The following is a 21,851-nucleotide window of genomic DNA, read 5'->3' as shown; positions in this document are numbered from 1 at the left end:
AGTGTTGACGGTGTGACCACCGAATCCGGGCGGGGCGAGCCCCCGGCGCAGCAACCCACCCACGGCACCGTGCAATTCGGAAGCGCGGCGGGACCGCACTTCGCAACCTCCGCGTCGACCGAACTGGTCGGATCCCAGGGCCGCACGATCATCGCCGACGCGGTGGTGGCGAAGATCGCAGGCATCGCCACCCGGGAGATCAGCGGCGTGTTCGACGTCGGCGGCGGCACCGCCCGCGTGGTCGGGGCGCTACGGGACCGGATCCCCGGGGCCCGCGTCAACCACGGCCAGGGCGTCGCCGTCGAGGTCGGCGAGAAGCAGGCCGCCATCGACATCGGCATCGTCGCCGAGTACGGCGTCGCCCTGCACGAGCTCGCGGCGGGAATCCGCCGCAATGTGATCGCCGCCGTCGAACGGATGACCGGACTCGAGGTCACCGAGGTCAACATCACCGTGTACGACGTCGTGCTGTTCGAGGAGAACCCGACGTCCGCCGACCCGGACACCAGGCCGAGGGTGCAGTGAACGAGACCACCGATGCCGAAGTCGTTGCCGCGCAGGCACTGACGGTACCGGGAGTGTGCGAACTGCACGGCGGCATGTTCGGTGAGGTCGCCACCTACCTGCCTGGACGCCGACTCCTCGGAGTTCGCGTCACCGACACCGAGTGCGCGGTCCACGTGGTGGTCGCGTACCCGCACAACGTCGTCGAGGTCGCGCAGGCCGTGCATCGTGTGGTCGAACCGCTCGTCGCCGTACCTGTCACCGTCACCGTCGAGGACGTCGCACTGCCGCCCGTGAGCACCGGGACCGCGCGTACCCGTTCGGCCATCACCCCACCCGAAAGGACCCCGCGATGAACAACACGGTCGTCGGCCTGATCGCGGGACTGTTGCTCGCGCTGGCCGCAATCCTGGGCGGCTTCGCCGGTTTCGTGTTCGCGGTCATGCTCGGTGCCCTCGGAATGGCCATCGGCGCCCACCGGGACGGTCACTTCGACCTCGGTGCGCTGCTGCGGAGCCGGGGCCGTGGCTGAACACCTCTCGACAGAGACCCCCGACACCGAACACACCGACCTCGAACTCGAACGGGGCGCCCGCGGACGTCTGACCGTCAAGGACCGTGCGGTCTCGAAGATCGCGGTCGCGGCCGCGCTGTCGGTACCCGGTGTGGTCCGGCAGTCCGGCGGTCTGCTCAAGCTGCCCGGCCGGGACCTGCCTCGCGCCGAGGTCACGGCCGGACCGGATTCGGTCGCGGTGACGTTGTACGTGGCGGTGACATGGCCGTGTCCGGTGGCGGTGCTGTCCCGGGAGGTGCACCTCGCAGTCGCCGAGCGCGTCGAAACCCTGACCGGACTGCCGGTCGACCACCTGCACGTCGTCGTGGCCGCGGCTGTCCTGCGCGGTGACGGCGCCGACAGCGAGGTCGACACCCGTCAGCTGACCGACGCCTCCCCGGTGGCCGTTGCCGTGCCAGCCCGGCCGCCGCTGGCGCGCCCGGACGCCGCGGTGATCGCGGTGATCGCCGCGGTGGCGCTACTCGCGGTCGCGTTCGTCGCCGGCCGCGAGTTCCTGATCGCCAAGGAAGCGATCGCCCCGGCGGCGTGGGTGCGCAATTCCGTCCGCTGGGTCGCGGACCTGCACTGGCAGACGTGGATGGCGCCTGTGGCGGCTGCCGCGGCGGTCGTGGGCGCTCTGCTCGTCTTCCTGTCGCTGACACCGCGCACCCGGACCCACCTGCCGGTCGGCACGGGAGGAACGGTGTGGCTGCGGCCCACCGACGTCGCGAGGATGTGCAGCGCCCGCGCCGGCGCGGTGGGCGGTGTCGCGACCGTTCGCACGATGGTGGACCGTCGCCGCGCCACCCTGCATGTCACCCCGAACGGGGAAGTACCCGACGCCGACCTGGAGCGGACCGTGCGTGAGGCGGTGGCGCCGTCGCTGGACACCCTCGCCTCGCCCCGCGAACTCCGGGTCCGGATCGGCCGGGTGAAGCCGTGAGACGCAGGACATCGGTCGTCGACCGTCTGGTGGCGCTCGCCGCCGGTTGCGCGCTCCTCGCGGTCGGCGGCATCACCCTGGCATGGTGTCTGGGCGTCGACTGGGCACGGACATTGGTGCAGCGCTTCGACCGGGCACGGCTCACAGCCGTCCCCGACGAGTCGTGGTGGCCGACCATGCTCGGTGTCACGGCCGTGGTCGCCTTCCTCGCCGGCCTCGTCCTGCTGGTGATCAACGTTCGTCGCGGACGCCCGGAGACCATGCCGGTGTTCCCCGGCGCCACGGTCGGGGCCGACCTGTCCGTGGATCTCGGCCCGCTGGCGATGGGATTGGCCGACGAGTTGTCCGCTCTCGACGGAGTGCGCACCGTCCGCTCGGCCGCCGTCGACGACCGCGGACTCGCCACGCTCCGGGTGACCGTCGTCGCCGAACCCGGCATCGACGTCGTCGATTTCACCCGCAGCGCCGAGGCGCTGGCCCGGTCGATGGCGGCGGCCCTGCCCGGCGCTCCTGTCGCCACCCAGGTGCTGCTGCACCTCGACCCCGCCGATTCCTAGGCCGCTTCCGCCGCTCGTGCGTGGTTCGCGAGTGCCCTGACCACGCACGAGCGCCGCAGGCGCCTGCGGAAACGCCGAACGGCGCCCACCCCGAGGGGTGGACGCCGTCCTGCTTGGTACTGCTAGATCAACTGGTGATCAATGATCACTTGATGATCTTGGTGACGCGACCGGCGCCGACGGTGCGGCCACCCTCACGGATGGCGAACCGCAGGCCCTCGTCCATGGCGACCGGCTGGATCAGCACGACGGACATCTCGGTGTTGTCACCGGGCATGACCATCTCGGTGCCCTCGGGCAGGGTCACGACGCCCGTAACGTCCGTGGTACGGAAGTAGAACTGCGGGCGGTAGTTGTTGAAGAACGGGGTGTGGCGGCCGCCCTCGTCCTTCGACAGGATGTACGCCTGGCCCTCGAACTCCGTGTGCGGGGTGGTGGTGCCCGGCTTGATGACGACCTGGCCGCGCTCGACGTCCTCGCGCTTGATGCCACGGACGAGCAGGCCGACGTTGTCGCCCGCCTGGCCCTGGTCGAGCAGCTTGCGGAACATCTCGATGCCGGTGACCGTGGTCTTGGTGGTCTCCGGGCGGATGCCGACGATCTCGACTTCCTCGTTCACGTTGACGACGCCACGCTCGATACGACCGGTGACGACGGTGCCACGACCGGTGATCGTGAAGACGTCCTCGACCGGCATCAGGAACGGCTTGTCGGTCTCACGAACCGGGTCCGGGATGGACTCGTCGACGGCAGCCATCAGGTCCTCGATGGACTTGACCCACTTGGCGTCGCCCTCGAGCGCCTTGAGCGCCGAGATCGGGATGACCGGGGCGTTCTCGTCGAACTCCTGGCCGGCCAGCAGCTCGCGGACCTCCATCTCGACGAGCTCGAGGATTTCCTCGTCGTCGACCATGTCGGCCTTGTTCAGGGCGACGAGGATGTAGGGCACGCCGACCTGGCGGGCGAGCAGCACGTGCTCACGGGTCTGCGGCATCGGGCCGTCGGTGGCGGCCACGACCAGGATCGCGCCGTCCATCTGGGCGGCACCGGTGATCATGTTCTTGATGTAGTCCGCGTGACCCGGAGCGTCGACGTGCGCGTAGTGGCGCTTCTCCGTCTGGTACTCGACGTGGGAGATGTTGATCGTGATACCACGAGCCTTCTCCTCCGGCGCCTTGTCGATCTGATCGAAAGCGAAGCTCTCGTTCAGATCCGGGTACTTGTCGGCCAGCACCTTGGTGATCGCAGCCGTGGTGGTGGTCTTGCCGTGGTCGACGTGACCGATGGTGCCGATGTTCACGTGCGGCTTGGTCCGCTCGAACTTCGCCTTCGCCACTGGATGTCCTCCTGGACTGATTGTGCTTGCGGTATGCAGCAGTGCGGTTGTTATTACTTTGGTCGTACTGCGGTCGACGAGACCGAGGTTACTCGCCGGTCGCCTTGGCGATGATTTCCTTCGAGACGTTCGCGGGAACCTCTGCGTAGGAATCGAACACCATGGAGAAGTTCGCGCGACCCTGGGTCTTCGACCGCAGGTCACCGATGTAACCGAACATCTCCGAGAGCGGAACCAGCGCCTTGACGACACGGGCACCACTGCGTTCCTCCATGGCCTGGATCTGGCCACGGCGGGAGTTGAGGTCGCCGATCACGTCGCCCATGTAGTCCTCGGGCGTGGTGACCTCGACAGCCATGATGGGCTCGAGAATGACCGGGCCGGCCTTGCGGGCGGCTTCCTTCAGCGCCTGCGAACCGGCAACCTTGAAGGCCATTTCCGAGGAGTCGACGTCGTGGTACGCACCGTCGAGCAGCGTCAGCTTCAGGTTCACCAGCGGGTAGCCGGCGAGCACGCCGTACTGCATCGCGTCCTGCGCACCGTGATCGACGGAGGGGATGTACTCGCGCGGAACGCGGCCACCGGTGACCTTGTTCTCGAACGCGTAGGACTCGCCGTCCTCGCCGACGTACGGCTCGAGCGCGATGATCACCTTCGCGAACTGGCCGGAACCACCGGTCTGCTTCTTGTGGGTGAACTCGTGCTTGTCGACCACCTTGGTGATGGTCTCGCGGTACGCGACCTGCGGCTTGCCGACGTTGGCCTCGACCTTGAACTCGCGACGCATACGGTCGACGAGGATGTCGAGGTGCAGCTCGCCCATGCCGCCGATGACGGTCTGGCCGGTCTCCTCGTCCAGCTCGACCGAGAAGGTCGGGTCCTCTTCGGCGAGCTTCTGGATCGCGGTGCCCAGCTTCTCCTGGTCGGACTTGGTCTTCGGCTCGATCGAGACCTGGATGACCGGGTCCGGGAACGTCATCGACTCGAGGACGATCGGGTTCGCCTGGTCGCACAGGGTGTCACCGGTCGTGGTGTCCTTCAGGCCGATCATCGCGTAGATGTGGCCCGCGACGGCCTCGTCGACCGGGTTCTCCTTGTTGGCATGCATCTGGAAGAGCTTGCCGATGCGCTCCTTCTTGCCCTTGGTCGCGTTGAGGACCTGGGCACCCGGCTCGATACGACCCGAGTAGACGCGCACGAAGGTGAGCTTGCCGAAGAACGGGTGCGCCGCAATCTTGAAGGCCAGAGCCGAGAACGGCTCGTCCTTGCTGGGCTTGCGGACCAGTTCCTCTTCCTCGTTGTTCACGGCATGGCCGTGAACCTCGCCGATGTCGAGGGGGTTCGGCAGGTAGTCGATGACCGCGTCGAGCATGGGCTGAACGCCCTTGTTCTTGAACGCGGAGCCACAGAGCACCGGGTACAGCTCGGAGGCGACCGTCATCTTGCGGATGGCGCCCTTGATCTCCTCGACCGTGAGCTCCTCGCCGCCGAAGTACTTCTCCATGAGAGCTTCGTCGGACTCGGCGACGGTCTCGAGCAGCTTCTCGCGGTACTCGGCGGCCTTGTCGGCCAGATCCGCGGGGATCTCCTCGATGGTCGGCTCGGCGCCGGTCGGCACCACGCCGCGCCAGGTGATGGCGCGCATCTCGACGAGGTCGACGACGCCATCGAAGTCGTCCTCGGCGCCGATCGGCAGCTGCAGGACCAGCGGCTTCGCGCCGAGGCGGTCGATGATGGTCTGCACGGTGAAGTAGAAGTCCGCGCCCATCTTGTCCATCTTGTTGACGAAGCAGATGCGCGGAACGTCGTACTTGGCAGCCTGGCGCCAGACCTGCTCGGACTGGGGCTCGACGCCTTCCTTGCCGTCGAACACCGCGACCGCGCCGTCGAGGACGCGCAGCGAACGCTCGACCTCGACCGTGAAGTCGACGTGGCCGGGGGTGTCGATGATGTTGATCTGGTTCTTGTTCCAGAAACAGGTGACAGCAGCGGAGGTGATGGTGATACCACGCTCCTTCTCCTGCTCCATCCAGTCCGTCGTCGACGCACCGTCGTGGGTCTCACCGATCTTGTAGTTCACACCGGTGTAGAAGAGGATGCGCTCGGTGGTGGTGGTCTTGCCGGCGTCGATGTGCGCCATGATGCCGATGTTGCGGACCTTGTTCAGGTCGGTCAGCACTTCCTGTGCCACAGGATTCTTCCCCGCTCGTAGCTCGTGTCGGCCCTACCCGGACCACATTCTTCTTGTGTTGGCAGCCGGTCCGTTGAAGGACCCGACACTGCAGTGACGACGTCCGGGCGACACCTCGATTGCAAGGTGCCGCCCGGCGTCGAATCACCAGCGGTAGTGCGCGAACGCCTTGTTGGCCTCGGCCATCTTGTGCGTGTCCTCGCGACGCTTGACCGACGCGCCCAGGCCGTTGCTGGCGTCCAGCAACTCGTTGGCCAGACGCTCGACCATGGTCTTCTCACGACGCTGCCGCGAGAAGGTCACCAGCCAGCGCAGCGCCAGCGTGGTGGAGCGACCCGGACGAACCTCGACCGGAACCTGGTAGGTGGCGCCACCGACGCGACGGCTGCGGACCTCGAGGGCGGGCTTGACGTTGTCAAGCGCGCGCTTGAGGGTGACGACCGGATCGGTGCCGGTCTTCTCCCGCGCCTGCTCGAGGGCACCGTAGACGATGCGCTCGGCCGTGGACTTCTTGCCGTCCAGCAGGATCTTGTTGACGAGCTGGGTGACCAGCGGCGAACCGTAGACCGGATCCGCGACGAGCGGCCGCTTGGGAGCGGGACCCTTACGAGGCATCAGCCCTTCTCCTTCTTCGCGCCGTAGCGGCTACGCGCCTGCTTGCGGTTCTTGACACCCTGGGTGTCGAGCGAGCCGCGGATGATCTTGTAGCGAACACCCGGGAGGTCCTTCACACGACCGCCACGGACGAGCACCATCGAGTGCTCCTGGAGGTTGTGGCCCTCACCGGGGATGTACGCCGTGACCTCGACAGAGCTGGTCAGGCGCACACGGGCGACCTTACGCAGCGCGGAGTTCGGCTTCTTCGGGGTCGTGGTGTAGACGCGGGTGCACACGCCACGACGCTGCGGGCTGCCCTTCAGTGCAGCGGTCTTCTGCTTCGACGGCTTGTCGCGCCGCCCCTTGCGGACCAGCTGGTTGATGGTTGGCATATACCGGCTTTCTTCTTCTTCGCCGCTTGCCCGGAGGCAAACCTGGCGTTGTGTATTCAGGGATCTAGCAGTTGGAGCAAGAAAACGCTGCTCCTCACCCATTCCTCGACCACGAGGTCGGGCGTGTCGCATACCCCCACACAGGCAGCCGAATGCTCACACATTCACATCCGAGACGACGTGATTGCGCGCGCGACTACCTCGCTAGGCACACAAATCGGCCCGGGAAGTCCGGACACGACCGTCAACGATACCCGTCGGCGAGCGTGGAGGTCAAAGCGGCGGGTCTGCCGGACGGGTCTGCGGGACCGGCCCGAGGCAGGCTCGAGCCAGATCATCGAACGCCTCCCGCAACAGGGTCACGTACCGGCCGGTGTCGGGCATTCGCGCCTGGTCGACGCCGAAGGTCACGGTCACCCGCGTGCCGACGGTCACAATGTAGTGGTTCAGGCACGATCCGTCGCCGATCCCGAGAACACCGAAGCCGCCGATCACCCGACTCCCGAGGAATCGCATGTCGTCGGACTGCCGCGGCACGTTCGAGATCATGGTGTTTCCGAGCGCCACCGTCTCGCCCTCACCGATCGGGAGCTGCGAGCGCCTCCACACCAGCCAGTTGACGTACGGCGCGGGCGCGCACTCGAGCGCCGAGGACAACTCGGCGACCGCCGGATGCCGGAATCTGCGTTTCTCCGAATCCATCGAGTCGTGGATCGCGTGCAGTTGTTCGATCGGATCCGCGATGTCCGTGTGCAGGTCGACCGAGAGGACGACGAAGTTGTTGCGGGATTTCGACTCGGCCGTCCCCCGGGTCGAGTAGGACACCTTCCCGCCCAGCGACTCCGGTGGTTCCTCACCGTGCTCCCGCAGATAGGACACCATGGCGTTCGCGATCACCTCGATGACCACGTCGGTGACCGTGATCCCGGGAAACCGCGACCGCGCCGCGCCGATCTCGGCGAGGTCGAAGGTGACCGCATCGAAGGTGAAGCCCGGGCCCTGTCGGCGGTTGAACCTGGTCGAGGGCCATCGCCATCGCGGGGCGAGCACCTCCCCCCGCGCGCTCGCCTTGGCTGCGGCACGGGTGAGCACCTGCGCCCGGGCGGACCCCCACGCCAGCCGGGCGGCGCCCACCGGCGCGCGCGCGATCGCGCGCAGCAGCGCGGCGGCAGGGGTGACCGCAGGCGTGGGCCGGCCCGGCGGTAGCGGCTGCTGCGCGAACAGTCCCCGGGCAAGCTCGACGGTCTCCATCCCGTCGCCCACCGCGTGATGGACCTTCAGCACCACCACACACGAACCGTCGGGAACGTCGTCGACCTCCGTCATGCCGGTGATGACGAGCAACTCCCAGGGCGGCCGGCCCGGTGGCAGCCGTTCCCCGCAGAGGACGGCGATCCGATCGCGGACCGCGGGCCATCCCGGGCCGCGCGCGGCCTCGACGGTGACGTGGTTGCGCAGGTCGAAGTCCGGGTCCGGCACCCAGTACGGGAAGTCCACATCGCGGGGATAACGCTGAATCCGGCTGCGGAAGACCGCGGAATGTTCGATCCGCGGCCTCACCCACTCGAGTACGTCCTCGAGATCGATGCTCCCGGGGAGTCCATCGGCATCGAAGATGTAGCCGTCGACGATCCGGGGGATGTGGGTCCCGGATTCCATGAGGACATGAGTCGAATCGGTTGGTGTCAATTGGTCCATCAAGTTCCGCCTCGCCGGAGTCGATGCCGCACGTACCGGACAGTCCCCTCGAAGTCGTCATCGTAGTTCGACTCCACCGAAGAGGAGTGTCCGACACCACGTGCCGGGAAAGTTGTGACGCTCCGGGAGATCCACCGACCGGACGCACTCACGAGCGGACGACCACGGGCGCCGAGCGACCCACGATCACGGGCGCCGGGCGCCCCCACGACCACGGGCGCCGGGCGCCCCCACGACCACGGGCGCCGAGCGCCCCACGGCATCGGCGCAGAGGCACCGCCGGCCGCCCTGTTCGATATGCACCCCGAATTCTCGACACGCCGAAAGGCGCGCTGCCGATTTGAAAGACCGTCCATATCGTACGGTCTGCTCAGAAATGTCCAGTTATTCCCTAGGTAAGGAGTATTCAATGGAATGGCTTCTCGGCCTCCTCGGCGGGGCTATTGGCGGCGGAATCGGCGGCGCCAAGAATCCACTCGGCCCACTGGGCAACGGCGCCGCAGGCGCTGTCGGCGGCGGCATCACCGGTGCCATCATCCAGGCCGTGACCAGCAGTGGGCTCGACTTTTCCCAGATTCTCGGCCAGGTCGGAATCGGCGGCGTCGTGGGCGCGGCGATCTCCGCCATCCTCAACGTCACCACCAAGTCCAAGGCCGCCACCCGCTGATCCGCGCCGGGTGACGAAATTCCTCGGCGCGCCGCGGCACTAAATTCACGGCATATCGGTTCACCGATCCGACCGGCTCGCAACTGTATGGCAAATCACTGTTCGCGAGCGAGAAGATTCGCACCCGACGCTCCAGCGACAAACATCTCTTGCCGGCCATCACCACCGGCGCACCCGGCCCCGTGCCACGTCTCAAGGAGCCCAATGAACACATCCCCCACGAACTCGTCGCCGAACAGGAAGGCACCCGTTGTGCGCCTCGCCGGCCTCGGCTTCGCCGCCGCGATCGGTGGCGCGGTGCTGCTCAGTGGTCCCGCGTTCGCCCAGTCCGGAAACACCGCCGCCGACGCGGCCATTGCCGCGCACCACCAGGAGGTGGGCGGTGCGTCCAACCCCCTGGGCCAGCCGGTCGGCGAGCCGTACAAGTTCGGAACGGACGGTGTCGCGCAGGACTTCCAGGGCGGCAAGATCGTCTGGTCACCCGAGACGGGCGCGCAGGTGATGTACGGCGTGATCCTCGACAAGTACCTGGTCCTCGGTGGCGGCGCCGGCGACATCGGCTTTCCCACCAATGACGAGTCCGACTCCGACGAGCCGGGTGCGGCCCGCTTCAGTGAGTTCTCGGCGCCCGACGGCGCGACCATCTACTGGAGCCCGGAGAAGGGCGCCTGGCTGGTGCGCGGCCCGATCCGTACCGCCTGGTCCCACCTGGGTGCCACCAACGGTGTGCTCGGCAGCCCGCTCAGCGACACCACTCTGGTCGGCGACGTCTACACCCAGACCTTCAGTGGTCGTGACGGCAACCCGGTCGAGGTCCGCTGGAGCAAGGCGAACGGATTCGTCACCGTGCCGCCCGCGATCGGTGCCGAACTCGCCGGTCTCGACGTCTCGGTTCCCGGCCTCGCTCCCGGAGCCGTGGTGAACCCGCCGACCGGTGTCGCCGCGCCCACCGGTGTGAACGTTCCGGACGTCGACCTCGAAGCCACCGACGTGGAAGTTGCCGACGTCGATTCCGACTCCGACTCGAACTCCAAGTGGTGGGCGCTGATTCCGGGTCTGGCCATCGCGGGCGCTGCGGGCGGCCTGGCCGGCCTGGTCGGCCGCCGCCGGGGCGGTTCGGTCAACGCACCGCGTGGCGCCGCACCGAATCTGAAGACGCCTGCCGTCGACGCCACCCGACTCAAGACGCCGGACGTCGACGCCACCCGGCTGAAGACCCCGGACGTCGACGTGAAGTCGCCGAACCTCGGCGGCGCGCGCCATCTCGCCACCACGGGCGCCGACGTCAAGGCGCCGAACCTCGGCTCGGTGACGGGCAACGGCGGCGGAATCGGCTCGGTCGCAGGCAAGGCCGCCGGGCTCGGCGCGGCCGGTGCCGCGGGCCTGGCCGGTTTGGCCTGGCTGAATGCCAAGTCGACCGGACCGGACACCCAGCTCGACACCGCCCTGGGACGGTTCGGCGGCGTCGACAACCAGAACGTCGCCTACGCCGACGCCATCACCTCCGCCTCCACCGGCGCGGTCGACGGCCTGCGGTTCCTGATCGACGAGAACCTCAGCCCCCAGGTTGCCGAGGGCCTGCGTGCCGAAGGGTACGACGCCGTGCATCTGCGCGACGTCGGTGCCGATGCCGGTCACAACGGTCAGGCGCTCGACGCGGCCAACCGTGAGAACCGCATCCTGGTGACCAACGAGCTGAGCTACCTCGACGACCTGGCCGACTCCGGTGCCGTCGCTCCGAGCCTGCTCGTGCTGCGCCGACCGGGCGCGAAGATCGCGGAGCAGACCTCGGTGATCGCGACCTGCGCGCCGGTGATCCTGAACGCACTGCACACCGGTTCGCTGGTCACGCTCGACAGCGAGCGGATCCGGGCTCGGGAACTGCCGCTGCGGCGGGCCTGACCCATCCCGTCGACGCCCCGGTGAACCCCGTGTTCACCGGGGCGTCGGCGTGTTCGCCTCGCTCGTCCGGCCGGAATCCGTCAGGTCCCATCGGCCCGAGGCTTCGCCCGAGAGTGCGGCGTCGAGTTGCTGCGACCAGCTCCGGACGATCTCTCGGCGGCGCCGCGAGTCGTCGGCGAGTACGTCGGCGAGACCCAGACCACGCGCAAGGTCGAGGGTCGCCTGGACGAGCGAGCGAATCCGGGGGTCGGTGCCGTCCACGCCGAGCTGGTCGACCGCGACCCGGTGCGCGGTGCGACCGAAGCGCTCTTCGAGCGGCAGCACGCGCTCGCGCAGCGCTGGATCCGACGCTGCGGCCGTCCACACCTGGAGTGCCGCCTTGAACAGGGTGCCGGTGTAGTAGTCGACGAGGCGTTCGACGACCGCGGTCGTCCGGTCCAGGCCGACCGGGAGGTCGACCACCTCCTCGCGGGCCTGCTGCATTCTCGAATCGAACATGAACTCGAGCGCGCCGGTGATCAGGTCCTCACGCGTCGGGAAGTGGTGCTGTGCGGCGCCGCGCGAGACGCCCGCGCGGCTCGCCACCACTCCGACCGTGGTCGCGGCCCAGCCCTGTTCTGCGAGGCAGTCGATGGTTGCCTCGAGCAGCCGCTGCCTGGTCATCCTGCTGCGGTCCTGCTGCGGTTCACGCATCGGTTACCTCGGTCCTCCTCACGCGCCCCCATGTAACACACGGGGAAACTCCACGTTTCAGGTTGCAGATCACATTGAAATCACAAATCGGGCACGGTACGAATGAGGTGGCTCCTAGAGGGGGGCCACTCGTTGTACGACCGTTACACAGACACTAGGAGCACCTCATGGGTTCTGCTGAGATCATCCCCTTCCTCGACTTCGCCGCCGACTTCACCGGCGCGATCAGCGACTTCGCCGGCGCCCTGAGCTTCTTCGCCGGCTCCTCCGAGGCTGCCGCGGGCCTGTTCCCGGAGGCGTAATCCCCCGCTGGACCGCGAAGGAACCCGCGCACGAAGTTCGTGCGCGGGTTCCTTCGTCTCCTGGTCACGATCGTTTCCCGGTCAGGACCGGTCGGGTGCCCACGCAGGCGGCCGACGTTGCAGGAAAGCGGTCATCCCCTCGATCGCCTCGGGGGTGCCGAACAGCCGGGCGGACTGCGCCGCCAGGCCATCGCCGTACCTGTCGAAGTCCGTGAGCAACCGGGCAGTGGTCAGCTGCTTCGACTCCGCCAGCCCCTGCGGCGACGCGAGCGCCAACTCCCGCAGCCACGCCGTCACGGTGGCATCGACGTCGTCGGCCGCGGCCGTGATCAACCCGATCGCCTCGGCCTCGACGGGCCCGAACTTCTCCCCGGTCAGGAAGTAGCGGCCCGCCGCGCGCGACGAGATCCGCGGCAGCACGGTCAGCGAGATGATCGACGCCGCCAGCCCGAGTCGCGACTCCGTCAGTGCGAAGGTGCTCGACGGCCCCGCCGCCACCAGGTCGCACGCTCCGACCAGACCCATCCCGCCGGCCCGGACGTGCCCGTCGATGCGGGCGACGATCGGCTTGGGCAGTTCCAGGAAGGCCCGCAGCAACTCGGTCATCTGCCTCGTGCGCTGCGCCGCCAGCTCCGCCGGATCGGCGTCCGGAACCGCCGCGGCCTCCGACAGGTCGGCCCCCGCGCAGAACGTGCCGCCGGTGTGCGTCAGGACCACGGCGCGGACTCCCTCGTCTGCCGCCGCATCCGTCAGGCCCTGCCGAAGCTCACCCACCAACCGCGTCGAGATCGCGTTGCGGTTGTGCGGGGAGTCCAGGGTCAGCGTCGCGAAACCTCCCGCCACCTCGTAGCGGACGAAGGGGCCGGGGCTCTGCTCGGTCCCCATCGTCAGTACGACCTCGGCAGTCCGAGCGAGTGCTGGGAGACGAAGTTCAGGATCATCTCCCGGCTCACCGGCGCGATGCGGGCGATCCGGGCGGCGCCGAGCATCGCGGCCAGTCCGTACTCCTTGGTCAGTCCGCCGCCGCCGTGCGTCTGGATTGCCTGATCGAGCGCCTTGATGGCGGCCTCGGCGGCAGCGTACTTGGCCATGTTCGCCGCCTCCGCGGCACCGAAGTCGTCGCCACCGTCGTAGAGGGTCGCGGCCTTCTGCATCATCAGCTTCGCGAGCTCGAGCTCGATCTTGCACTGGGCAAGCGGATGCGCAATGCCCTGGTGTGCGCCGATCGGGGTCTTCCAGACGGTGCGCTCGCGCGCGTACTTCACGGCGGCGTCGATCGCGTACCGGGCCATACCGACCGCCATGGCCGCACCGAGGATGCGTTCCGGATTCAGGCCCGCGAACAGCTGCATCAGCGCAGCGTCCTCGGAGCCCACCAGGGCGTCGGACGGCAGCCGGACGTCATCGAGGAACAGGGTGAACTGATGGTCGGGCTCGACGATGTCCATCTCCATCGGGGTCCGCACGAAGTTCTCGGCGTCGGTGGGGACGATGAACAGCGCGGGCTTTAGCCGGCCCGACCGGTGATCCTCGGTGCGAGCGACGATCAGGACGGCGTCGGCCTGGTCCACACCGGAGATGAAGATCTTGTTCCCGCGCAGGATCCAGTCCTCCCCGTCCCTGTGGGCGGTGGTGGTGATCTGGTGCGAGTTCGATCCCGCGTCCGGTTCGGTGATGCCGAACGCCATGATCTTGCTGCCGTCGGCGAGCGCAGGGAGCCAGGTCCGCTTCTGCTCGTCGGTGCCGTACTTGCCGATGATGGTCCCGCAGATCGCCGGGGACACCACCACGAGCAGCAGTCCGGCACCCTGCGCGGCCAGCTCCTCCTGCACCAGTGCCAGCTCGTAGATCCCCGCGCCTCCTCCCCCGTACTCCTCGGGCAGGTTCACTCCGAGGAAGCCGAGCTTGCCCGCCTCGTTCCACAGTTCGGTCAACGGTTCGCCCTTGCGCGCACGCGGCAGCACGTAGTCGACGTAGTTGTAGCGTTCGCCGAGCTTGGCAACCGCGGCCCGCAGTTCCTTCTGCTCGTCGGTCTCGATGAAACTCATCGACTCACTCCCCTTTTCCGGTGCTGTCGGGTGTCACTGTGCTGTCGGGTGTCGCGGTGCTGTCGGGTGTCGCGGTGCTTTCAGGTGTCGCGGTGCCCTCGGGCGCGGTGTCGTCGACGATCGCGAGGACCGCGCCGACGTCGACCTGCTGGCCGACGGCGACATTCAGTTCGGTGAGCACACCGTCGGATGGCGCGGCGATGGTGTGCTCCATCTTCATGGCTTCGAGCCACAGGATCGGGGTACCCGCCGTGACCCGGTCACCGACCACGGCAGCGACCCGAACGACCGCGCCCGGCATCGGGGCCAGCAGCGAGCCGGCCGCCACCACAGTCGACGGATCGACGAACCTCGGCAGCGCCCGGAATGCGCACGCGCCCAGAGACGAATCGACGCACACCAGGTCGCCGTAGCGGGCCACCGCGAAGCGACGGGTGAGTCCTCCGACTGCGAGCACAACCGTCTCGGCGGTGGCGGACACGAGCTGTACGCCCGCGACGAAGTCGGTGTCCAGTTCGCCACGGCGCCCGATGCGGTAGTCGACCTCGTGGGTGCCGGTGCCCCCGAGGACCTTGCGCTGACGTTGCGACGGCACGTTGCGCCATCCGCTCGGCAGCCCGCCGTTCACCCGCGCCGCGTCGCGGTTGCCTGCGGCCAGGGCCAGCGCCGCGGCCAGGGCCGAGACCCGCTCGGCCTCCGGTGACGCGACCGGCGTGGAGAGCACGTCCAGACCGTGCCGGTCGAAGAAGGCGGTGTCGGTGTCCCCGCCCAGGAAGGCCGGGTGGCGCAGCACGTTCACCAGCAGGTCCCGGTTGGTGACCAGTCCGTGGATCTTCGCCTTCGCCAGTGCGGCGGCTAGCAGGCCGGCCGCATCCTGCCGGCCCGGCGCCCAGGCGATCACCTTCGCCAGCATCGGGTCGTAGTGGACGCCGACCGTCGAACCGTCCACGATGCCGGAGTCCAGTCGCAACCCGCGCCGGGAACCCGGAACCCCGAATTCGACATCCACACCGGGGATCTCGAAGGTGTGGACGACGCCCGACTGGGGTTGCCATTCCTGCGCGGGATCCTCCGCGTACAGCCTGACCTCGATCGCGTGGCCGGACGCGGCAGGCGGCCGTTCACCGAGCGCGTCGCCCCGGGCGACCTGCATCTGCAGGTCCACCAGGTCGAGTCCGGTGGTGAGCTCGGTGACCGGGTGCTCGACTTGGAGGCGGGTGTTCATCTCCAGGAAGTAGAAGCCACCGTCTTCGTCGGCGAGGAACTCGACGGTGCCCGCGCCCTCGTACCCGATCGCTGCGGCCGCATCGACGGCGGCCTGGAACAGCTTGGCGCGCATGCCTTTACCGGCGTTCTCGAGCCGGTCGACGAGGGGAGACGGCGCCTCCTCCACGACCTTCTGGTGGCGGCGCTGGATCGAGCACTCCCGCTCCCCCACCGCCCAGACCGTGCCGTGTGCATCGGCCATGACCTGTACCTCGATGTGCCTGCCGGTCTCGAGGTACCGCTCGCAGAAGACGGTGGGGTCACCGAACGCGGACTGCGCCTCCGCGCGGGCGCCCTCGATCTGCCCCGCCAGGTCGCCGAGCGCGCGTACGACCCGCATCCCCCGGCCGCCACCACCGGCGGACGCCTTGATCAGCACCGGAAGATCGGACTCGGTGACGTGTGCCGGGTCGAGTTCGGCCAGCACCGGAACGCCGGCGGCGGCCATCATCTTCTTCGACTCGACCTTCGAGCCCATCAGCTCGATCGCCTTGACGGGCGGTCCGATCCACGTCAGGCCGGCGTCCAGTACGGCCTTGGCGAATTCGGCGTTCTCGGAAAGGAATCCGTAGCCCGGATGGACGGCATCGGCACCGGCGGCCAGGGCGGCCTCGACGATTCTCTCGCCCCGCAGGTACGTCTCGGAGGGGGTGTTTCCGGGCAGGCGCACCGCGACGTCGGCCTCCCGGACATGAGGAGATTCCGCGTCCGCGTCGGAGTACACCGCGACAGTGGCGACGCCGGCCGAACGCGCGCTCGCGAAGACCCGGCGGGCGATCTCGCCGCGGTTCGCGACGAGTACGGAGGTGATCGCGTTCCGGGAAGTGGGGACAGTCACGAAGGGCTCACATTCTGAAGACACCGAAGTTCGCGGTGCCTTCGATCGGGGCGGTGGCGATGGCGGACAGGCACATTCCCAGCACGGTGCGGGTGTCGCGCGGGTCGATGATGCCGTCGTCGTAGACCCGGCCGGACAGGAACAACGGCAGCGACTCGGCCTCGATCTGGGCCTCGATCATCGCGCGCATGCCCTTGTCGGCCTCCTCGTCGAACGGCACCCCCTTCGCCTCGGCGCTGCCGCGCATCACCATGGACACGACACCGGCGAGCTGGGCCGGCCCCATCACCGCGGACTTCGCACTGGGCCAGGCGAACAGGAAGCGCGGATCGTAGGCCCGGCCGCACATGCCGTAGTGCCCGGCACCGTAAGAGGCGCCCATCAGGATCGACAGGTGCGGCACCGTCGAATTGGACACCGCGTTGATCATCATCGCGCCGTGCTTGATGATGCCGCCCTGCTCGTACTCCTTACCGACCATGTAGCCGGTGGTGTTGTGCAGGAAGATCAGCGGGGTGTTCGCGCGGTTGGCCAGCTGGATGAACTGGGTGGCCTTCTGCGCTTCCTCCGAGAACAGCACGCCGCGCGCGTTGGCGAGGATGCCGACCGGATACCCGTGCAGCTCCGCCCATCCCGTGACCAGAGAGCTGCCGTACATCGGTTTGAACTCGTCGAAATCGGAGCCGTCGACGATCCGGGCGATGACCTCGCGGGGATCGAAAGGGATCTTCAGGTCGGTGGGCACGATGCCGAGCAGGTCCTCGGCGTCGTGCAACGGCTCGATCACCTCCGCTCGGGGCGCGGGCCCCTGCTTGCGCCAGTTCAACCGCTTGACGATGTTCCGGCCGATCCGGATCGCGTCGTACTCGTCCTGGGCGTAGTAGTCGGCGAGCCCGGACTTGCGGGCGTGCATCTCGGCACCGCCGAGGGACTCGTCGTCGGACACCTCGCCGGTCGCCATCTTCACCAGCGGCGGTCCGCCGAGGAAGACCTTCGACTGTTCCTTGATCATCACCACGTGGTCGGACATGCCGGGAATGTAGGCACCGCCGGCGGTCGAGTTGCCGAACACCAGTGACACGGTGGGGATTCCGGCCGCCGAGGCCCGGGTCAGGTCCCGGAACATCCGACCGCCCGGGATGAAGACCTCCTTCTGGGTGGGCAGGTCCGCACCACCGGACTCGACCAGGGAGATCACGGGCAGCCGATTCTGCTCGATGATCTCGTTGATCCGGAAGGTCTTCTTGATCGTCCACGGGTTGCTGGCACCGCCGCGCGAGGTCGGATCGTTGGCGACGATCATGCACTCGACGCCCTCGATCACCCCGATACCGGTGACCACGTTGGCGCCCACCGGGAACTCGCTGCCCCACGCAGCCAGCGTGCAGAGTTCGAGGAACGGTGAGTCCTCGTCGATCAGCAGCTCGATCCGTTCCCGGGCGAGCAGCTTCCCCCGCTTGTGGTGCCGGGCAACGGCCTTCTCGCCGCCTCCGGCGAGCGCCTTGTCGAACTCGCCCTGGACCTCGGCGAGTTTGGCTTGCATCGACTCCGCGGCGGCGACGAATCCCTCACCCGCGGTGTCCAATGTCGATCCGATCAGTGTCATCGTCTGCTACCCCACTTGTCAGGCTGGAAGCCGGTCACGCTTGGAAACCCAGAAGTTTTGCGGCCAGGGAGGTCAGGATCTCGTTGGTGCCGCCACCGATGCCGAGGATCCGCATGTCGCGGTACTGCCGCTCGACCTCCGACTCGCGCATGTAACCGAGCCCACCGAACAGTTGCACCGCCTGGTGCGCCACCCACTCGCCCGCCTCGACCGCCGTGTTCTTTGCGAAACACACCTCGGCGAGGACGTTCTCGTCACCCGCGGTGTACCGGTCGACGACGGTGCGGGTGTAGACCCTGGCCACGTCGACCTTGCGCGCCATCTCCGAGAGGGTGTTCTGCACGGATTGCCTGCTGATCAGCGGCCGGCCGAACGTCTCGCGGTCGCGGCACCACTCGAGTGTGAGGTCCAGGCAACGCTGCGCACTCGAGTACGCCTGCGCGGCGAGCGCGACCCGTTCGGTGACGAACGCCTGGGCGATCTGGGCGAAGCCCGTGTTCTCGGCACCGACCAGGTTCGCGGCCGGAACCCGGCAGTCGGCGAACGACAGTTCCGCGGTGTCCGAGGCGAGCCAGCCCATCTTCTCCAGTTTGCGCGAGACGGTGAATCCCGGTGTGCCCTTCTCGATCACGAGCAGCGACACCCCACCCGCGCCCTCGCCACCGGTGCGGACCGCTGTGACCACGAAGTCGGCGCGGCAGCCGGACGTGATGAACGTCTTGGCGCCGTTGACGATGAAGTCCTCGCCGTCCCGCACCGCACGGGTGGTCAGGTGCCCGACGTCGGAGCCGCCACCGGGTTCGGTGATGGCGAGCGAGCCGATCAGATCCCCGGCGAGGGTCGGTCGCACCCACTTCTCGATCTGCTCGGGATCACCGGCCGCGATCAGGTGCGGCAGCGCGATCCCGCAGGTGAACAGGGAGGCGAAGAGGCCGCCCGAGCACCCCGCGTAGTGCATCTCCTCGCAGACCACGATCGCGTCGATCGGATCGCCGCCACCGCCGCCGACGGATTCCGGGAAGGCGACACCGAGCAGTCCCAGTTCGCCTGCGCGGCGGTGCAGGTCGCGCGGCAGTTCGCCACCCCGCTCCCAGTCGTCCTGATGCGGCAGGACGTCCTTGTCCATGAAGCGGCGCACGGTTTCCCGTAGTTCGCGGCGCTCCGGGGTGTTCCAGTCGTCGGTCACGAGGTGGCCTCCTGCAGTGGATCTCGAGCCCGGCCCGGGCGTGCCGGGTCGGATGTCGTGGTCTGGTCGAGCAACGCGGTCGGGATGGGCAGGTGCCGCGAGCGCAGCCACTCCGCCAGTCCCTTGGCCTGCGGGTCGAATCGGGCCTGGTAGGCGACGCCCTTGCCGAGGATCCCCTCGATCACGAAGTTCACCGCCCGCAGCTCCGGCAGCAGTGTGCGGGTGATCGGCAGCTCCGCCGTCTCGGGCAGCAGCCGGCGCACCTCGTCGACGGTGAGCGCGTGCGCGAGCCAGCGCCACTGCTCGTCGGTGCGGACCCAGACGCCGATGTTCGCGTTGCCACCCTTGTCGCCGCTGCGCGCGGCGGCCACGGTGCCCAACGGCAGGTCCCGGGTCTCACCGTCCGGCAGCGGCTGCGGCAGCACGGGAGCGGCCACCGCGGCGAGGGGCCGGGTCTCGGAGGCGGGTGCGACGTCGACCCGGGAACCGTCCGGCAACACCGCCACGTGCGGAACCTGCCCCGCGTCGACATATCCCGGCGTGTACACGCCGTATGCCGAGCCGTTGCCCGGCATCGACAGGAAGGTGCAGCCTGGGTAGCTGGCCAGGGCTAGCTCGACGGCCACATTGGAGAACGCGCGGCCGACCTTGTTCGGGTCGGGGTCGCGGACGACGCAGCGCAGGATCGCGCTGGCCTGTTCCTCCGTCTCGGCGTCGGGCCGGTCCAGACGCGCCAGGTCCCAGGTCAGCTCCGCCGGGCGCACCGTCAGCCACGACTCGAGCTGGGTGCGGGCGAGGTCGGCCTTGGCCTCGATGTCGAGTCCGGTGAGCACGAACGCCATCTCGTTGCGGAATCCGCCGAGGGTGTTGAGCGAGACCTTCAGCTGTGGCGGTGGTGCCTCGCCGCGCACCCCCGAGATCTCGACGCGGTCCGGGGCCTCCTGCGTCAGTGCGACGGTGTCGATCCGCGCGGTCACGTCCGGTCCGGCGTATCGCGCGTCCTGGATCTCGTACATCAACTGCGCGGTGACGGTGTCCACGGTGACGGCGCCACCGGTGCCTGCGTGCTTGGTGATGACCGACGATCCGTCCTCGCGGATCTCGGCGATCGGGAACCCGGGGCGGGTGAGGTCGGCGATCTCGGTGAAGAACGCGAAGTTGCCGCCGGTCGCCTGGGTACCGCACTCGATGACGTGCCCGGCCACCACCGCACCGGCCAGCCTGTCGTAATCGGTTCGCTGCCAGCCGAAGTGGTGCGCCGCCGGACCCACCACGACCGACGCGTCGGTGACGCGGCCGGTGACGATCACGTCGGCACCGCCCGCGAGGCACTCGGCGATACCCCAGGCGCCGAGGTACGCGTTGGCGGTCAGCGGCTGCCCCAGCCCGAGTTCGCCGGCGCGGGACGTCAGGTCGTCGCCCTCGACGTGCCCGATCCGTGCCGGCACGCCGAGCCGGTCGGCCAGCTCGCGCAGCTTCGCGGTCAGACCGGCGGGGTTGAGCCCACCCGCGTTGACGACGATCTTGACGCCCCTGTCCATCGCCAGGCCGAGGCCGTCCTCCATCTGCCGAAGGAAGGTCTTGGCGTAGCCGAGGCCCGGGTCCTTCATCCGGTCCTTGCCGAGGATCAGCATGGTCAGCTCGGCCAGGTAGTCGCCGGTGAGGTAGTCCAGCTCACCGCCGGTGAGCATCTCCGTCATCGCGGAGATCCGGTCGCCGTAGAAGCCGGAGCAGTTTCCGATCCGGATCGTCCTGCTCACTCGCCCGCCTTTCGTTCGCGCCCGGCGCCGGGCAGCCCCGCGAACGCCTGGGCGATGCCCAACCAGGTGTCGGCGTCGTCGCCGGTCGCCGTCAACGCGAGATCGTCGCGGTGCGCCCGCTGCGTCACCAGCAGGCAGAAGTCGTGGGCAGGTCCGGTCACCCGCTGGGAAGCGTCCTCCGGCCCCCACACCCACAGCTCACCGCTCGGCGCAACGAGCTCGACCCGGAACTCCGTGTCCGGCGGCGGCAGTTCGTGCACGGCGTACGCGAAGTCGCGGGTACGCACCCCCAAGTGCGCGATCGACCGCAGCCGGTCGGTGCGCTCGGGCACGACTCCCAGCGCGGCGGCGACATCCTGTCCGTGCGCCCAGGTCTCCATCAGCCGCGCGGTCGCCATGGACATCGCGCTCATCGGCGGGCCGTACCACGGCAGTTTGCTTCCGGCGGGCACCTCGGCCAATGCCTTCGCCAGGGCGTCACGGCCGGCCCTCCAGTCCGCGAGCAGTTCGGCCGGCGGCCGCCGGGCCTCCGCCTCGGCGCCCTCGTCGACGAATCCCGTGGGGTTCGCCCATGCCGCTGTCAACGACTCCGCGAAGGCGTCCGGGTCGGTCACCGACAGCAGGGCGGCGCGATCGGTCCAGGCGAGATGCCCGATCTGGTGCGCGATCGTCCACCCCGGAGCAGGCGTGGCTGTGCGCCACCCGCCCACCTCGAGGTCGGCGACCAGTGCGTCCAGCCCGGCGCCCTCGGCAAGCAGGTCCGCGACCACCGTTTCCAGCTCGGCCATGCATCTCCCTCCACGATGATGTGT

Annotated in this window: 21 protein-coding genes; 8 read left to right on the top strand and 13 right to left on the bottom strand. The window is 68.5% G+C overall.

Going from position 1 to position 21,851, the window contains the following annotated elements; all coding sequences use genetic code 11:
* Positions 1-12 precede the first annotated feature (12 nt).
* The 5 genes from ACWDU4_RS13855 to ACWDU4_RS13835 are packed head-to-tail and all read left to right on the top strand — an operon-like array spanning position 13 to position 2,557.
* Positions 13-525 carry an Asp23/Gls24 family envelope stress response protein gene (locus ACWDU4_RS13855; RefSeq protein ID WP_450114480.1) on the top strand — a complete coding sequence of 171 codons (513 nt, stop codon included), beginning with the start codon at positions 13-15 and terminating at the stop codon, positions 523-525.
* Entirely contained in the window at positions 522-860 is a 339-nt protein-coding gene (locus ACWDU4_RS13850) for a hypothetical protein (protein WP_450114479.1), read from the top strand. Before ACWDU4_RS13855 ends, ACWDU4_RS13850 begins: the two co-directional genes overlap by 4 nt.
* Positions 857-1,036, top strand: coding sequence for a DUF2273 domain-containing protein (locus ACWDU4_RS13845; protein ID WP_450114478.1), 180 nt, complete (start codon positions 857-859; stop codon positions 1,034-1,036). The genes ACWDU4_RS13850 and ACWDU4_RS13845 overlap by 4 nt, the downstream gene beginning before the upstream one ends.
* Positions 1,029-2,000 carry an Asp23/Gls24 family envelope stress response protein gene (locus tag ACWDU4_RS13840; protein WP_450114477.1) on the top strand — a complete coding sequence of 324 codons (972 nt, stop codon included), beginning with the start codon at positions 1,029-1,031 and terminating at the stop codon, positions 1,998-2,000. Before ACWDU4_RS13845 ends, ACWDU4_RS13840 begins: the two co-directional genes overlap by 8 nt.
* Complete coding sequence (locus tag ACWDU4_RS13835) at positions 1,997-2,557, top strand: hypothetical protein (RefSeq protein ID WP_450114476.1); 561 nt, start codon at positions 1,997-1,999, stop codon at positions 2,555-2,557. The genes ACWDU4_RS13840 and ACWDU4_RS13835 overlap by 4 nt, the downstream gene beginning before the upstream one ends.
* Positions 2,558-2,702: 145 nt before the next feature.
* Here the strand turns inward: ACWDU4_RS13835 and tuf are convergent, their stop codons facing one another.
* The 5 genes from tuf to ACWDU4_RS13810 form a co-directional block, all read right to left on the bottom strand.
* Positions 2,703-3,893, bottom strand: coding sequence for an elongation factor Tu (gene tuf / locus ACWDU4_RS13830; protein WP_450114475.1), 1,191 nt, complete (start codon positions 3,891-3,893; stop codon positions 2,703-2,705).
* An 88-nt stretch (positions 3,894-3,981) separates the two neighbouring features.
* Positions 3,982-6,084: an elongation factor G gene (gene fusA, locus ACWDU4_RS13825; protein ID WP_450114474.1), complete on the bottom strand. Its 2,103-nt coding sequence runs from the start codon at positions 6,082-6,084 to the stop codon at positions 3,982-3,984.
* A gap of 144 nt (positions 6,085-6,228) precedes the next feature.
* The gene (gene rpsG / locus ACWDU4_RS13820) at positions 6,229-6,699 is read right to left on the bottom strand and encodes a 30S ribosomal protein S7 (protein WP_345349758.1); all 471 of its coding nucleotides are present in this window, start codon (positions 6,697-6,699) and stop codon (positions 6,229-6,231) included.
* A complete protein-coding gene (gene rpsL / locus ACWDU4_RS13815) occupies positions 6,699-7,073 on the bottom strand; it encodes a 30S ribosomal protein S12 (RefSeq protein WP_345349761.1) in 375 nt (124 codons plus the stop codon). The genes rpsG and rpsL overlap by 1 nt, the downstream gene beginning before the upstream one ends.
* Positions 7,074-7,346: 273 nt before the next feature.
* The gene (locus tag ACWDU4_RS13810) at positions 7,347-8,771 is read right to left on the bottom strand and encodes a wax ester/triacylglycerol synthase domain-containing protein (protein WP_450114473.1); all 1,425 of its coding nucleotides are present in this window, start codon (positions 8,769-8,771) and stop codon (positions 7,347-7,349) included.
* Positions 8,772-9,180: 409 nt separating this feature from the next.
* Here ACWDU4_RS13810 and ACWDU4_RS13805 point away from each other — a divergent pair, with 409 nt between their 5' ends.
* Together ACWDU4_RS13805 and ACWDU4_RS13800 are read left to right on the top strand one after the other, a co-directional pair.
* Complete coding sequence (locus ACWDU4_RS13805; protein ID WP_450114472.1) at positions 9,181-9,438, top strand: hypothetical protein; 258 nt, start codon at positions 9,181-9,183, stop codon at positions 9,436-9,438.
* Between the two features lie 204 nt (positions 9,439-9,642).
* Entirely contained in the window at positions 9,643-11,340 is a 1,698-nt protein-coding gene (locus ACWDU4_RS13800) for a DUF5615 family PIN-like protein (RefSeq protein ID WP_450114471.1), read from the top strand.
* A 33-nt stretch (positions 11,341-11,373) separates the two neighbouring features.
* On the opposite strand, the gene ACWDU4_RS13795 is transcribed toward ACWDU4_RS13800, so the two are convergent.
* Entirely contained in the window at positions 11,374-12,033 is a 660-nt protein-coding gene (locus ACWDU4_RS13795; protein WP_450114470.1) for a TetR/AcrR family transcriptional regulator, read from the bottom strand.
* A 167-nt stretch (positions 12,034-12,200) separates the two neighbouring features.
* Between ACWDU4_RS13795 and ACWDU4_RS13790 the strand changes: the two genes are divergently transcribed.
* Positions 12,201-12,335 carry a hypothetical protein gene (locus ACWDU4_RS13790; RefSeq protein ID WP_450114469.1) on the top strand — a complete coding sequence of 45 codons (135 nt, stop codon included), beginning with the start codon at positions 12,201-12,203 and terminating at the stop codon, positions 12,333-12,335.
* An 81-nt stretch (positions 12,336-12,416) separates the two neighbouring features.
* Here the strand turns inward: ACWDU4_RS13790 and ACWDU4_RS13785 are convergent, their stop codons facing one another.
* From ACWDU4_RS13785 to ACWDU4_RS13755, 7 genes are read right to left on the bottom strand one after another with little or no spacing between them, the layout of a single operon-like run.
* Positions 12,417-13,220 (bottom strand): enoyl-CoA hydratase family protein, encoded by an 804-nt coding sequence (locus ACWDU4_RS13785; RefSeq protein ID WP_450114468.1) that lies wholly within the window; start codon positions 13,218-13,220, stop codon positions 12,417-12,419.
* Positions 13,221-13,222: 2 nt separating this feature from the next.
* Entirely contained in the window at positions 13,223-14,383 is a 1,161-nt protein-coding gene (locus tag ACWDU4_RS13780) for an acyl-CoA dehydrogenase family protein (protein ID WP_450114467.1), read from the bottom strand.
* A 4-nt stretch (positions 14,384-14,387) separates the two neighbouring features.
* Complete coding sequence (locus ACWDU4_RS13775) at positions 14,388-16,487, bottom strand: acetyl/propionyl/methylcrotonyl-CoA carboxylase subunit alpha (RefSeq protein WP_450114466.1); 2,100 nt, start codon at positions 16,485-16,487, stop codon at positions 14,388-14,390.
* A 7-nt stretch (positions 16,488-16,494) separates the two neighbouring features.
* A complete protein-coding gene (locus ACWDU4_RS13770) occupies positions 16,495-18,093 on the bottom strand; it encodes an acyl-CoA carboxylase subunit beta (RefSeq protein WP_450114465.1) in 1,599 nt (532 codons plus the stop codon).
* A 34-nt stretch (positions 18,094-18,127) separates the two neighbouring features.
* Positions 18,128-19,279: an acyl-CoA dehydrogenase family protein gene (locus tag ACWDU4_RS13765; protein ID WP_450114464.1), complete on the bottom strand. Its 1,152-nt coding sequence runs from the start codon at positions 19,277-19,279 to the stop codon at positions 18,128-18,130.
* The gene (locus tag ACWDU4_RS13760) at positions 19,276-21,039 is read right to left on the bottom strand and encodes an acyclic terpene utilization AtuA family protein (protein ID WP_450114463.1); all 1,764 of its coding nucleotides are present in this window, start codon (positions 21,037-21,039) and stop codon (positions 19,276-19,278) included. Before ACWDU4_RS13760 ends, ACWDU4_RS13765 begins: the two co-directional genes overlap by 4 nt.
* Positions 21,036-21,827 (bottom strand): TIGR03084 family metal-binding protein, encoded by a 792-nt coding sequence (locus tag ACWDU4_RS13755; RefSeq protein ID WP_450114462.1) that lies wholly within the window; start codon positions 21,825-21,827, stop codon positions 21,036-21,038. The genes ACWDU4_RS13760 and ACWDU4_RS13755 overlap by 4 nt, the downstream gene beginning before the upstream one ends.
* Between the last annotated feature and the right edge of the window lie 24 nt (positions 21,828-21,851).

Source organism: Rhodococcus sp. NPDC003348, assembly GCF_053589375.1.
The sequence above is the reverse complement of the archived record's forward strand: the minus strand, read 5'-3'. Positions and strand labels throughout refer to the sequence as shown.